Origin of the sequence: Photobacterium sp. 1_MG-2023, assembly GCF_030547945.1 — a bacterium.
Classification (GTDB): domain Bacteria; phylum Pseudomonadota; class Gammaproteobacteria; order Enterobacterales; family Vibrionaceae; genus Photobacterium.
This window is the reverse complement of sequence record NZ_JAUORR010000016.1, coordinates 80,937-94,490: the sequence shown is the minus strand read 5'-3', so window position 1 is coordinate 94,490 and position 13,554 is coordinate 80,937. Positions and strand designations below refer to the sequence as shown.

The following is a 13,554-nucleotide window of genomic DNA, read 5'->3' as shown; positions in this document are numbered from 1 at the left end:
CTCAGTTCACTGATAAAATCTTTTGACTGTATCATTGTCGAGTGCCCACACAGATTGCATGGTCAAATTGTTAAAGAGCTTTCGTCGCTAACCCGAAGGGTTAATCTCGAACAGGGCGGCCATTCTAACGAATCAATTTAAAGAGTCAAACAATTTTTTATTTGGCTTCTTTGTGCCGCCTTCTTATCAAATCGAAGTCACGTTTTGTTCCGTACTCCGTCTTGGTGAGGCGGCATTATAGAGACTTCGAAAAGCCTGACAACCCTTTTCTGAAGAAAAGTTGTTTAAGCGGTTATAATTTCATCTAATGTGAAAATATGCGTCATAAGTCAACATTATACGATCGCCACCTTCACTTTCTGGCAATCATAAATTTATACACGTAATATTAATGTGATTAATTTGTTAAAAATACTCGCATTCTTATCATTCAATCAATGACACTGTAGCTTGCCTATGAAACTTTCCAACTCACATACGATTACCATCGCGCTCATTACTCTGATTGGCGCCGTGATTTTTAGCTTTATCTCTTCCACTGCAGCAATCGCCTTTTTCTTAGGTTCGATTCTCTCCGGGTTCGCCAGTCGGTTTATTGGCAATGCCCCCTCTGACGTCCCATTCAATGAAGACAACCAGAGCAGTAAAACTCTTTATGTCGGAAACTTGCCTTACCGTGCCAACGAAGGCGAAGTCAAAGACCTGTTCGCGGAGTATGGTGAAGTGTTTGCTGTAAGACTGATGAAAGACAAACGCACGGGTAAGCGCCGTGGGTTTGGTTTTGTCGTGATGAGCAGCAAAGACGCCGCATATGCGATCAGCCAGCTCAACGAAAAGGAATTTGGTCAGCGCACCCTGAAAGTACGCGAAGCCAATGAACCTAAGAACGGGGATAGTGAAGACAATTCACGTTACTGAGCTGCATAGCTCGTAAACTGTCATTCAATGCCTGATGATCTGACTTATCACTCGTGTGGTAAGTCAGATTCTTTATACCACCTTGCTCTAACTCAGTTGCCTCGATATCCAGTTCGGTACCCAGTAGTGCCTGAACCCGACTGGCAATCGCAGAGCCAGAATCAATCAAGAATTTTGCCTGAGGAAAAACCTGACTGATTTCTTGTTTCAGTAACGGGAAGTGAGTACATCCCAGTACCACAGTATCAATCTGTGTCGACAACCAGGGGTTCACGATCTCGGACATCTCGTTCAGGTCGACCCGGTGCCCTCGCAGTTTCATCTCTGCCATTTCCACCAGCCGGGTTGCGCCGAGTAAATGCACCTCGCAGTCGGCAGCAAACTCCGCAATCAGTGATTGTGTATATTGCCGCTTGACTGTTGCCGGTGTCGCCAGTACGCCCACAACCTTGGTCTGGCTCATTTGCGCAGCCGGCTTGATAGCCGGAACAACCCCGACAACCGGTTGAGTGAGACTGGCTCTTAAATGAGGCAAGACAATCGTACTGGCTGTATTACAGGCTATCACCACCAAATCGACCGCATGTTGATTCGATAAAGACGTAACAATGTGCAGAACGCGCTCAATCAAAACCGGCTCTTCCAGCTCACCATAAGGAAAAGCCGCATCATCAAATGCGTAGATATATTGATGCTGAGGCATTTGACGGTAGATTTCCTGATAGACCGACAGGCCACCGACACCAGAATCAAAAATTAAGATGGTTTTCACAACGTCTTTCTGAATGACAGGATTGAGGGACCTTCATCATACTGCGTGCATCTGAAAAGCCAACTCAGTCGTGTGATTTTCATGTCAGTCTGAGGTGAATATCTGGTAGCGCAAACAATGAAAACGCTCCTGCCGCTCTATTCCTGTGGGTCTAAGCTGTAAGCTGCCCTGAAAACAGGGGGCAGAAACCACCAGCGTATGGAATTCGCCGTTTTCACCACATGGATCCACTGTATGAGGTAATTGACGCAGTAACTCTGCATCAAACCATCTGCCGCAGTAATCACCGCTAAGCTGGCTGGTATCGATTGTGGTCAGAATGGTTTGAATGCCACGATCGAGAATTTCTTGAGCAAGCTGGCGACTGTCTTCTCCTAATAAAGGAAAGACACAGGACCAGCCTGCCGGTTCAATATAACGACGGCGATAGGCTTCAATCCCATTGCAGAACATATCTCCGAATGCGACCGCTTCAACGTCTGGCATCTGTTGTCGAATCCCGCCGACGACCCGTGCCTGATACACCGCGTTTGGTGGGAACACTTCAGGTAAGGCAATTTCAATCAACGGGAATCCGGTCAACCGGGCTTGAGCCCTGACAACAGCCATTGGCGTTGCCTGAAACGGCACTTCATCTCTGACATAGGTTGTATAGAGGCCGGCCACTTCATAATCAGGGTTTTCGAGTAAGCGCAACAGGGTTAATGTGGCGTCCTTCCCAGAGGACCAACTCACAATGACTTTCTTGGGTTTCATGGAAGACTCACAAAAAAGCCGCCCGTAGGCGGCTGAGGGTTAGAATTGGTAATCGACTGATAGCGTCGCTTTTCGTCCATCACCGGAGTAATAAGCACCCCAATCATAGACAGAACTGGCATAGCTTTTATCTGCCAGGTTATCCACTCGTAAAGTCGCCTGCCAGCGATTCGCGGTGTAACTCAAAGCAGTATTGAACAACCAGTAGTCATCTACTTTATCCTGGGCATTTGCGTTATCACCATCACGATATTTTGAGCCCGTATAAACCGACTCAGCAAACAACTGCCAGTCATGCATGAACACTAAAGTCCCGAATGCACGGCCAGTATGTGGCGCGACCCAAGACAAGTTCTTATTTTTGTTTGGCCCTTGAGTAAACTCAGCATCGACGTAGTGATACTCAGCGCCTACAGAGACTGCGTCGGTTAAATACCGCACAACGCTAACATCAACCCCATAACGACGTGTCGCATCAGCGTTTACATTCGCACCGGGAAATAAACCACCGTTTGGTGCAGGAGCACTTGAATCAAAGACAATCTCATCCTGTAGATCCAAGCGGTAAACATTCAAGCTTGTCATGAGGACACTATCAGAAAATGACCATCCAGCTTCAATCGAATCACCTGTTTGTGGCTTTAAACCAACAACGCCAGCCGACGTATAAGCTTGTTCATCTACTTTGGCAAACCGGAAGTTTTGATCATACCTCACATACAACCGTTGCTTATCATCCACCAAATAGTTAAATGCGAGCTCCAACGCATGAGCATCGTTATCAATAGACTGTCCAGTTGGATAAGCTGTCTTATCACGTAATTTATCCTCCACTGAGCTGTAACGACCACCAATTAAAGCCGTTAAGTCGTCCAGCAGAGGAACATTCAACTGACCATATGCACTCAGCGTTTGCTGATCATTATCACGGTCAAAAGAGCTGCCAAGATAGTCAAATCCGGTATCGCTATAATCGACACCCAGTAAAATATTCACTTCGCCATTGCGCAAAGGCAGGCCTGACTCTAACTGCAACGTTCCATACAGGTTGTCTAGTTTCTTCGTGTTATTCGCACTGTAAGAAATCCCCCGGGTATCTGCCTCCTCATAACTGATTTCAGTACTCATATCCCAATTTTGAGCAATACTCTGCCGATAACCTGTTCGATAAACTGTAGAAATCTCATGTGAGTAGTCATCAGGGAACGTGGGGTTCGCTTGTTTCGGATTCTCATTAAACTGTTCTTCAGTCAATGAACCTGCATAGTCTCTGTGTGAATCGAGGTAGCTGACTTCAAGAAAGAATCGCTTATCCCCCTTCAGAAATTGTACTTTTCCGAGAATGGAGCCATCCTCACTGGCATTATGCTTACGATAATTATCACTATTTGTCTGGTTACCTGCTAAGTAATAATGCCAATCTTCATTGATACGTCCAGATACATCCCCCCGGTAACCATAGGTGTCATAACTTCCAGCAGTGGCACCCACACTGCCGCCAGTTGACTCAGGAGATTTGGTAATGATGTTGATCACACCACCAACAGCCTGATCGCCATATAAGACACCTGCACTACCAGATAAAATCTCAACCTTATCCACCTGGTTCAAAGCAATTGCATTTAAATTGGGGGAAGAAAGGTCATTTCGATTCAGTTTGCGACCATCAACTAAAATAAGGGTATTGCTTGCTGCCTGACCACCACTGAAGCCACGAAGAGAAAAAACAGGACCGCTGTTCGTATCAGAGACCTGAATGCCCGCTCGACCACGTAATAAAGAAGTCAGATCTTGTGCACCAGAGCTTTTGATTTCATTTTGACTGATAACAGCCACATTCGCAGGAATACTCTCTATAGAGTTCTCATGAACACTTCGACCAATCACCACCATGGTCTCTTCAGTCGTGTTTTGGGCGGAAACAAGGGAGGATTGCAGGCACAGCGGTGCCAACGCCACTGCTAAAAGCGTTTTTTTCATTTGATCGGATACCTTAAATCGCGTTGAAAACTGGCAGTCTCCATACTGCCTTTGTCGCTGGCCAGTCTTCGGACTTGAGAGCATGGTTGAACAACCACCTAGGACAACGACTTCCCATTTCTGCCAGGTTGCCTTGCGCACCCCGCTTGAAACAGTGTCTGGCTCAGTGCCTTGTGTCTTCGTTCTCTCTCACCGCTGCGCGTCAGTTACGGATTCTCACCGTATTCCCCCACCTGCCATTCAGGTCTGCCAGCGCAACAAAATGCTAGTTTTCACCGGGCAGAATGTCTAGTTTAGTTTGCTATTACTCATGACAAATCAGCGCCCGCAGCATTTTTCTCCCCCCTTTCACTGGACATCAGTCAACAATGCAATAAAATCTCCGCTCTTATTTTGAGCAGTTTTGAGGCAACACCATGGCAGCAACCCCAATCAACCCCGAGACCTACCAGGCACAGCTGGACGAAAAAGCCGAGCGCATGCAAGCGCTGTTTGCTGACCTAGATACACCGGAGTTGGAAGTGTTTGCCTCGCCTGCACAGCACTACCGGATGCGCGCGGAATTTCGGGTCTGGCATGAAGGGGAAGATCTGTACTACATCATGTTCAATCAGGAAACCCGCCAGAAATACCGCGTTGATCAGTTCCCGGCCGCCAGCCGTCTGATCAATGATCTGATGCCTTTGTTGGTTGAGGCGATGAAGCCAAACCGGGCCCTGCGGCATAAACTGTTTCAGGTTGATTTTCTCTCGACACTGAGTGGTGAGGTTCTGGTGTCGCTGTTGTATCACCGTCAGTTAGATGAGCAATGGGTAGAAGAAGCAAAACAGCTGAAGCAACGCCTGAATGACGAAGGCTTTAACCTGAATCTGATTGGCCGTGCCCGTAAGCAGAAAATTGTACTGGATCAGGACTATGTCGTTGAAAAGCTCAAGGTTCACGATCGCACCCTGACTTATCAGCAAGTTGAAAACAGCTTCACTCAGCCGAATGGCGAAGTGGCGCAGAAGATGCTGGAGTGGGCGGTCGACTGCACACAGGACAGCGAAGGGGACCTGCTGGAACTGTATTGCGGTAATGGTAACTTCTCACTGGCACTGGCCCAGAACTTTGAGCGTGTGCTGGCCACCGAACTGGCGAAGCCTTCCGTGGAATCCGCCCAGTTCAATATTGCCGCCAATCAGATTGAGAACGTGCAGATCATCCGGATGTCCGCGGAAGAGTTTACGCAGGCGATGGAAGGTCAGCGCGAGTTTCGCCGCCTGAAAGACAACAACATCGACCTGAAAAGCTATAACTGCAATACCATTTTCGTCGACCCACCACGTTCCGGCATGGACGATGATACCTGCCGGATGGTGCAGGCTTATGAGCGCATCGTGTATATCTCGTGTAACCCGGACACCCTGAAAGCCAACCTGGAGATTCTGGGTCAAACCCACAGAATCACCCGCTTCGCGCTGTTTGATCAGTTCCCATACACCCACCATATGGAAGCGGGCATTCTGCTCGAGCGAAAATAACCTTCCGGATACCATGAAAAAAGGCGCCAAACTGGCGCCTTTTGGGGTTCTGTCAGCACACGACCTTGTGCTGATGGCAGACAAGCTTAAGCATCATCCTGCTTTTTCGCTTTCGGGCTCATCACGCCCATGCGGTAAGCAACCCACAGCAACAAGCCCAGGCAGATCATCAGCGGCAGGAAATTTGAGCCCATATCCGGCGCTTGTGCACGCAAGAAAGCGGAGTAACCAAAGGCGCCCACCAAAAAGAGTGCAAATGCAATCACCGGCGTCCCTTCAGACATCGGGCGGGTCAGATAATCCTGATACAGGCAGTACACCGTCATCACAAACGCAATCACCGGAAACACCGAAAAAGCGACCGCACTGGACGTAAACACGGCCAATGTGGCGTTACCGCACAACCCTGCCAGCAATGACAGAATTAACGTTTTGCGCTCTGCTTTCACTTGTTGCTTGTCCATATTCTCACCAACATTTTATTTAAGTTTATGCGCCAGCGTGTTCCGCTCACGCTCTTTACGATACCAATAGGCTCCTTTGGCAATCATACGCAGCTGCATAATCAACCGCTCTGCGTGCTCTGCCCGGGCCTGGCTGTCCAGATCCAGCGCATCGGCTCCTGAACTGAACACCAAAGTCACCAACGCTTCTGCCTGGATGAAGGCTTCTTCATGACGACTCCCTCCTTTGGCTTCCAGATACTCGGTGAGTTCCGCAATAAAATGCTGAATCTCCCGGGCAACAGCCGCACGAAACGCAGGGGACGTGCCGGAGCGCTCCCGCAACAGCAACCGGAACACGTTCGGGCTGCTTTCGATAAATTCCATAAAGGTTTCAACAGAGGTACGGATCACACTGCCTTCTTCGGCAATCCGCTGGCGTGCCTGACGCATCAACTGGCGAAGCAGTAAGCCGCCTTCATCCACCAATGTTAGCCCAAGTTCGTCCATATCTTTGAAGTGCCGATAAAAAGATGTGGGCGCGATCCCCGCTTCCCGGGCAACTTCACGCAAACTCAAACCGGAAAAACTACGCTCTGCACTGAGCTGATTGAACGCTGCATTAATGAGTGAACGCCGGGTTTTCTCTTTTTGTTGGGCCCTGATCCCCATGGATACCTGCTTCTCGGTTACCAGTGTGTGTTTCACTATACCCGCTTTACGCAACTGGATCAGCGCCAATCCGCACTTTGACGGTCGGAATACTATCGGGCTGGCTCACTGGAAGCAAAATCACAGTCACGGTTTTACCAGCTTGCTCACAAAGTACTGTGCGAAAAGGACATGAATCCGGTTTATTCCGTTCACAACGTGATCCTCCGCGCTCTATCGTTGTGTGACGATTTTCCCTTGCGGAGGAAAACGTTACACTCCGCACCACAGAAAAAACGGATAAGAAAGGCGGCCCATGAGCACACAAAACCCTACGACTCCCTCACACTTTGATGTGATTATTATTGGCAGCGGACCCGGAGGCGAAGGGGCCGCCATGGGGTTAACCAAGGCAGGATTTCAGGTTGCCATCATTGAACGGGAAAGCAGTGTCGGCGGCGGTTGTACCCACTGGGGCACCATCCCTTCCAAAGCGCTCCGTCATGCGGTCAGCCGGATTATCGAATTCAACAAAAACCCGCTCTTCAGCCAAAACTCTCCAAACCTGCACAGCACCTTCAACCAAATCCTCGGCCATGCCCAAACCGTGGTCAGCAAACAAACCCGGATGCGTCAGGGATTTTACGATCGCAACAAGTGCAGCATTATTTCGGGTGAAGCGAGCTTTGTGGATCACCACACCGTGAAAGTCAAACATCATGATGGCAGTACGGAGACCTACACGGCTGATAAATTCGTCATCGCGACCGGTTCACGTCCGTACCACCCCAAGGACGTTGATTTCACCCATGAGCGCGTATACGACAGTGACTCAGTCCTGCGGCTTCAGCATGACCCGCGTCATATCATCATTTATGGTGCCGGTGTCATTGGCAGTGAATATGCCTCTATCTTCCGCGGCCTGGGCGTGAAAGTTGATCTGATCAACACTCGTCACCGCCTGCTGGAATTTCTGGATAACGAGATTTCCGATTCGCTGTCTTATCACCTGTGGAACAACGGGGTGATGATCCGCAATGGCGAGACCTACAGCAAGATTGAAGGCACGGAAGATGGCGTGATTCTGCATCTGGAATCCGGCAAGAAAATGAAAGCCGACTGCCTGCTGTACGCCAATGGCCGGACGGGTAACACGGATCGCCTGAACCTTGAAGTGATCGGCCTGACACCAGACTCCCGCGGTCAGTTGTCTGTCGATCAGAACTACTGCACCGAAGTCGACAACATTTATGCCGTGGGCGATGTGATCGGCTACCCGAGCCTTGCCAGTGCAGCTTACGATCAGGGCCGTTTCGTGGCGCAGGCCATTGCAACCGGTCAGGCACAGGGGCAGTTGATTGATTATATCCCAACCGGTATTTACACCATTCCTGAAATCAGCTCAGTCGGTAAAACCGAACAACAGCTGACCGCGGAAAAAGTGCCTTATGAAGTGGGCCGTGCCCAGTTCAAGCATCTGGCTCGGGCGCAGATTGCAGGGATGGATGTCGGCAGCCTGAAGATCCTGTTTCACCGGGATACCAAGGAAATACTAGGGATTCACTGTTTTGGTGAGCGTGCTGCCGAAATCATTCACATCGGCCAGGCCATTATGGAACAGAAGAATGGCGGCAACAGTATCGACTACTTCGTCAATACAACCTTCAACTATCCGACCATGGCGGAAGCTTACCGGGTTGCGGCACTGAACGGTCTGAACCGCCTGTTTTGAAAGCACCGTTCCCCGGCAGAGCCAGTGGAACACGACACACCATAACGATCAACGGCGCACCTGAGTGCGCCGTTTTCAATCAGAGCTTGTGATTACAAGCGGTTACCCCGGTATGCAGAGGATGGATTCAGCACCATATGGCGGTTCACATCTTTGTACAGCAGGTAACGGAAACGGCCCGGACCACCGGCGTAACAAGCCTGCGGACAGAATGCACGTAGCCACATATAGTCGCCCGCTTCAACTTCCACCCAATCCTGATTGAGGTGATACACCGCCTTCCCTTCCAACACGTACAAACCATGCTCCATCACGTGGGTTTCATCAAACGGAATGATCCCGCCCGGTTGGAAAGTCACGATATTCACATGCATGTCATGACGCATATCTTCCGGGTTTGCAAAACGCGTGGTTGCCCAGACATCATCCGTGTCCGGCATCGCAGTTGGCTCGATGTCGTTCTCGTTGGTCACGAACGCATCAGGTACATCAATGCCATCGACGAACTCATAGGCTTTCCGGATCCAGTGGAAACGCACCGGGGCATCACTGTGATTCTTCAGTTGCCATTTGGCCGAAGGCGGCAAGTAAGCATAGCCACCGGTCTCCATCGCGTGTTCTTCACCTTCCAGTGTCAGTGTCATTTCACCTTCAACAATAAACAGCACCCCTTCGGCACCCGCATCCAGTTCCGGCTTCTCACTGCCACCCTGAGGTGAGACTTCCATAATGTAATGTGAGAAAGTTTCAGCAAATCCGGACATCGGGCGGGCAATGACCCACAACCGGGTGTTTTCCCAGAATGGCAGAAAGCTGGTGACAATATCGCTCATTACCCCTTTCGGAATGATGGCATACGCTTCGGTAAAAACCGCACGATCCGACAGAATCTGGGTTTGGGGCGGCAGACCGCCCTGGGGGGCATAATAGGTGTTACGAGCCATGACAGATATCCTTTCATGTATAGCAGTGTGACTGCGCCATTCATCACCAGCAGCCTTCACTGAGACTGCGGTTTCACTATGGAAGAGTTCTGATTGTAGGTCATGGCAGTTTGATTTATAAATTAAATAAACAAATGCAGACTAGTGGATTTACCACTGATTAAAATGATGACGCTGAACAAGACTTTAGATCCCGTGCTGCTTCGCAGCTTTGTTGCCGTGGTCGATACCGGCAGCTTCACCCGTGCCGCCGACAGCACCCATCTGACTCAGTCAACCGTCAGCCAGCAGGTCAGAAAGCTGGAATCACAGCTGGGTTGTGAACTGCTCCAGCGTAAAGGCCGCTATGTCACGGCAACGCTGGAGGGTGAACGCGTGCTGAGCTATGCGCGCCGGATCCTGCAGCTGATGACGGAGGCCGTGTCGCAAACCAGCCTCAGCGCCGAGCAGCAAATCATCCGTCTGGGTGTACCGGAGGATTTTGCAACCCATGCCATCATGCCGACCCTGCATGCATTTTCGAATGAGTTTCCGGGGATTCGTCTGGAAGTGAAAAGCGGGATGTGCAGTGATATCTGGCGGGAGTTTCAGAACAGCGATCTCGATCTGGCCTTGGTCAAGCAGCGGCCGGGCAGCCTGCCGGGGCTCAGTCACTGGCCGGAGCCTCTGTGCTGGATTGACAGCCTGCACAGCAACAGTCTCGATAAACATCCGGTGCCCCTGGTGTCCTTCCCGATCGGCGGACTGTATCGCAATGAAATGGCGCATACCTTTGACAGTCTGGGCCGCAGCTGGCGACTGGCCTATGTCAGTACCAGCCTGTCCGGCGTGTGTTGTGCCGTAGAATCCGGGCTGGGTATTTCACTGCTTCCCCGTCGCCTGGTTACCGCACACCACAGAATTCTGGATGAAGACGACGGATTACCACCGGTTCCGGATATGGAAGTGACCCTGCATGCTCAGGACAAACTGTCGGCGCTCAGCCGCACACTCGCCGAGCGTCTGATTCAAACCTGTCAGCGAATCTTCGATCGGGAACAGTCCTAACTGACAAAAAACGGCCCGCGGGCCGTTTTTTATCTTTCACCCGCCGCACTCAGCTGGCTTCCATCATCCGGTTATCCGGTGTCAGAATCTCAGACCAGGGCAGACGCTCATCCCCCAGCGTGATGAAATTCGGGTTTTCCAGCGTATGCCGCTCGTTATAAGAAAGCGGCGTCAGATGCGTATTTAAGATCCGTCCGCCCGCCTCTTCAACAATGCATTGGGTCGCAGCGGTATCCCACTCACCTGTGGGTCCCAGACGCAAATAACAGTCAACTGCGCCTTCTGCCACCAGGCAGGATTTCAGTGCTGCAGAACCCAGCGGCACCAGATCGTAATTCAGTGCCGGATCCAAGCGGTTCGTGATTGCCCGGATGTCCTGACGACGGCTGATCGCGACAGCAATCGACTGCGTCGGTCCTTCATGCTTATGGGTTGAAATCCGGACCGTATCGCCATCCGGCGTAATCTTCCAGGCACCCTTGTTGCGGTACGCGTAATACACCACGCCAGACACCGGCGCGTAAACCACACCCATGATTGGCTGATTGTCTTCAACCAAAGCGATAATGGTCGCAAAGTCGCCACTACCGGCAATGAATTCCTGCGTACCATCCAAGGGATCCACCAGCCAGTAACGCTGCCACTGACTGCGTTCGGCCAGCGGCACTGCGGCATCTTCTTCCGAGAGCACAGGGATGGACGGCGTAAGCTCAGCCAGCCGCTCCAATACCAGTTTGTGAGCCGCCAGATCTGCACTGGTGACCGGGGTATTATCGTTTTTTACCTGCTTCTCAAACTGACCGCGCTGGTAAATATCCAGAATGACCTGACCAGAGGCCCGGGCGATTTCAATGACGGATGGAATTAAACTGGACAGCTCCATCTCACACTCCTGCGTTAGGACAAGTACTTCAGGGCCAAGAATAAGGCCGTAATGCTGCGTGCTTCTGCAAAATCTAAATGCGTCAGCAGCTCTTCTGCCTGCGCCAATGGCCAGCGAACAATTTCCAGGGGTTCAGGCTCATCCCCTTCCAACTGCTCCGGATACAGCTCCTGAGCGAGGAACAAGGTCATCCGGCTGGAAAAATATGAAGGCGCCAGAACCACTTCTTTCATCGGCACCAGCTGATTCGCACCGAAGCCAATTTCTTCTTTCATTTCCCTGTTTGCCGCTGCTTCAGCAGACTCTCCCGGGTCAATCAACCCTTTGGGAAAGCCTAATTCGTACCGATCCGTTCCGGCCGAATATTCCCGAACCAGCAATAAGTCACCTTCTGCCGTCACCGGCACAACCATGACAGCATGACGCCCACTGGGTTTCATGCGCTCATAAGTGCGGGTTTCACCATTGCTGAAACGCAGATCTAAGGATTCAATCTTGAACAAGCGCGATTTGGCCACGACTTCTGTCGCAAGAATGGTCGGTTTCTTGTTGTCTAACGCCATGCTGTTCCCTTGTCATTTGCCTTATGGGTATTAAATGGCAAGACTGGCTGGAAATAAAGAAAAAATGCCCGCAAACGCCGCATTCACAAAGATGCCGCAAGTTTACAGAGCATTCACCTCATTCTTTATCGGTTACAGGCGACCGGAATACCGGATCGGATAACGCCCGTCAGCATCCGGGTTCCCCACCCATTTCAGCTGATCCCGCAATCCGCCCGGCAGTTCAGCACCTGGCTTAAACCAGCCGTTCAGATGATAGGTTTGGTTTGGACTCAAGCTCGCTTGCCACTCACTGGTCACTTGTGATGACTCCTGTTTGATCGTTGCCATCAGTTGACCGTCGTTACAGCTCAGCATCGCATTCGCTGTATCCGGATCAATCTCGCCCAGTGGTGTACCAATTGACGCCCCATGCCAGATCAGTTGGCCATCCAACGTCTCGCAGTATGGCGGAGCAAAACGATACTCGCTCAGCTGCAACTCAAAACTCCCCCCCAAGGTTAACGGGACAGGTAGAGGCATCAACTGTGAGACCTGCTGTGCGGACAGATGAAGCGAAAAGTCTTTTGCATAAGGACCATCGAAGTTGACGCCAAGCAAGCCCTTCCCCCGATAATCCAATGGACTGCCCCGTCCCAGGGTGACATCCAGTAAAACATGCCCTGTCAGCAGCTTCCAGGGAGACATCTCCCAGCCCACTTCTCCCAAGTCCCACTGCTGCCAGCGGGCCTGCGATGCGTTGCCATCCCAGAGTGTTCCTTTTATCCCAGTGACCGTAAGCCCGGGCGGACTCGGTACAAACTGCCATAACCAACTGGCTGGTAAGTGCACCAACAAACTTATCAAAAGGGTAAATACAAAACTTACCCCGGCGAACACTCGAAACCCCACGTTTAGCCTCGTCCCAACTGTAATCGATTCACTTCTACCACGCCGGCCTGCGGCGTTTTGGAAACATCCAGAAACTGCGCTTCAATCCCATGCTCATCCCGAAGGAAAGACAGCCAGTTCATCAGGGTATTAAACGGCAACGGCTGCACCCAAACCTGGACACTGTCATCCCGCTGCTGTGGCTGCATTCGGATCAGTTCAATCCGAAAACGCCGGGTGGTTTCATTGACGACCTGATTCAATCCCTGAGAATTTACAGCCCCGGTCACCCCGGTTTGTGCTCTGAGCTTGATGATGTTATTGGCCGTTTGATTCACCCAGGCCAGTAACTCCTGTTCTTTGACGAGTTGCTTCTCTGCCCGATCTGCACGTTCAGCCATGGGTTGCCAGATCCCCCAATACAGCACAGCAATCACCAGTGCAATCCCGCCCCCCATGACCAGTCGTTGCT

At 51.0% G+C, this 13,554-nt stretch carries 14 protein-coding genes and 1 riboswitch; of the genes, 4 read left to right on the top strand and 10 right to left on the bottom strand.

What is annotated here, in order from left to right; genetic code table 11:
• The first annotated feature begins 456 nt into the window (after window positions 1-456).
• The gene (locus Q4579_RS14790; RefSeq protein ID WP_303565286.1) at window positions 457-918 is read left to right on the top strand and encodes an RNA-binding protein; all 462 of its coding nucleotides are present in this window, start codon (window positions 457-459) and stop codon (window positions 916-918) included.
• On the opposite strand, the gene murI is transcribed toward Q4579_RS14790, so the two are convergent.
• The 3 genes from murI to Q4579_RS14775 form a co-directional block, all read right to left on the bottom strand.
• Window positions 881-1,690, bottom strand: a complete 810-nt coding sequence (gene murI, locus Q4579_RS14785) for a glutamate racemase (RefSeq protein ID WP_303565285.1) — start codon at window positions 1,688-1,690, stop codon at window positions 881-883. The two genes, Q4579_RS14790 and murI, sit on opposite strands and share 38 nt — an antisense overlap.
• Before the next feature lie 84 nt (window positions 1,691-1,774).
• Complete coding sequence (locus Q4579_RS14780; RefSeq protein WP_303565283.1) at window positions 1,775-2,446, bottom strand: ATPase; 672 nt, start codon at window positions 2,444-2,446, stop codon at window positions 1,775-1,777.
• Window positions 2,447-2,485: 39 nt separating this feature from the next.
• A complete protein-coding gene (locus Q4579_RS14775) occupies window positions 2,486-4,426 on the bottom strand; it encodes a TonB-dependent receptor (RefSeq protein WP_303565281.1) in 1,941 nt (646 codons plus the stop codon).
• Between the two features lie 41 nt (window positions 4,427-4,467).
• Window positions 4,468-4,695, bottom strand: a riboswitch (cobalamin riboswitch).
• Between the two features lie 147 nt (window positions 4,696-4,842).
• Here Q4579_RS14775 and trmA point away from each other — a divergent pair.
• Window positions 4,843-5,949: a tRNA (uridine(54)-C5)-methyltransferase TrmA gene (trmA, locus tag Q4579_RS14770; protein WP_303565279.1), complete on the top strand. Its 1,107-nt coding sequence runs from the start codon at window positions 4,843-4,845 to the stop codon at window positions 5,947-5,949.
• Window positions 5,950-6,035: 86 nt separating this feature from the next.
• Here trmA and Q4579_RS14765 read toward each other — a convergent pair whose 3' ends face one another.
• Complete coding sequence (locus Q4579_RS14765; protein WP_303565278.1) at window positions 6,036-6,413, bottom strand: YijD family membrane protein; 378 nt, start codon at window positions 6,411-6,413, stop codon at window positions 6,036-6,038.
• 15 nt (window positions 6,414-6,428) lie between these two features.
• Complete coding sequence (fabR, locus tag Q4579_RS14760) at window positions 6,429-7,064, bottom strand: HTH-type transcriptional repressor FabR (RefSeq protein WP_211650162.1); 636 nt, start codon at window positions 7,062-7,064, stop codon at window positions 6,429-6,431.
• A 295-nt stretch (window positions 7,065-7,359) separates the two neighbouring features.
• Between fabR and sthA the strand changes: the two genes are divergently transcribed.
• Window positions 7,360-8,775, top strand: coding sequence for a Si-specific NAD(P)(+) transhydrogenase (gene sthA / locus Q4579_RS14755; protein WP_303565277.1), 1,416 nt, complete (start codon window positions 7,360-7,362; stop codon window positions 8,773-8,775).
• 92 nt (window positions 8,776-8,867) lie between these two features.
• Here sthA and Q4579_RS14750 read toward each other — a convergent pair whose 3' ends face one another.
• Entirely contained in the window at window positions 8,868-9,719 is an 852-nt protein-coding gene (locus tag Q4579_RS14750; protein ID WP_211646820.1) for a bifunctional allantoicase/(S)-ureidoglycine aminohydrolase, read from the bottom strand.
• Between the two features lie 168 nt (window positions 9,720-9,887).
• Between Q4579_RS14750 and Q4579_RS14745 the strand changes: the two genes are divergently transcribed.
• Complete coding sequence (locus tag Q4579_RS14745; RefSeq protein ID WP_303565276.1) at window positions 9,888-10,766, top strand: LysR substrate-binding domain-containing protein; 879 nt, start codon at window positions 9,888-9,890, stop codon at window positions 10,764-10,766.
• Between the two features lie 49 nt (window positions 10,767-10,815).
• On the opposite strand, the gene cysQ is transcribed toward Q4579_RS14745, so the two are convergent.
• The 4 genes from cysQ to Q4579_RS14725 form a co-directional block, all read right to left on the bottom strand.
• Complete coding sequence (gene cysQ, locus Q4579_RS14740; RefSeq protein ID WP_303565275.1) at window positions 10,816-11,649, bottom strand: 3'(2'),5'-bisphosphate nucleotidase CysQ; 834 nt, start codon at window positions 11,647-11,649, stop codon at window positions 10,816-10,818.
• A gap of 14 nt (window positions 11,650-11,663) precedes the next feature.
• Entirely contained in the window at window positions 11,664-12,212 is a 549-nt protein-coding gene (gene nudE, locus Q4579_RS14735) for an ADP compounds hydrolase NudE (protein WP_303565274.1), read from the bottom strand.
• A 132-nt stretch (window positions 12,213-12,344) separates the two neighbouring features.
• The gene (locus Q4579_RS14730; protein ID WP_303565296.1) at window positions 12,345-13,043 is read right to left on the bottom strand and encodes a type II secretion system protein N; all 699 of its coding nucleotides are present in this window, start codon (window positions 13,041-13,043) and stop codon (window positions 12,345-12,347) included.
• A gap of 62 nt (window positions 13,044-13,105) precedes the next feature.
• Window positions 13,106-13,540, bottom strand: coding sequence for a type II secretion system protein M (locus Q4579_RS14725; protein WP_303565294.1), 435 nt, complete (start codon window positions 13,538-13,540; stop codon window positions 13,106-13,108).
• Between the last annotated feature and the right edge of the window lie 14 nt (window positions 13,541-13,554).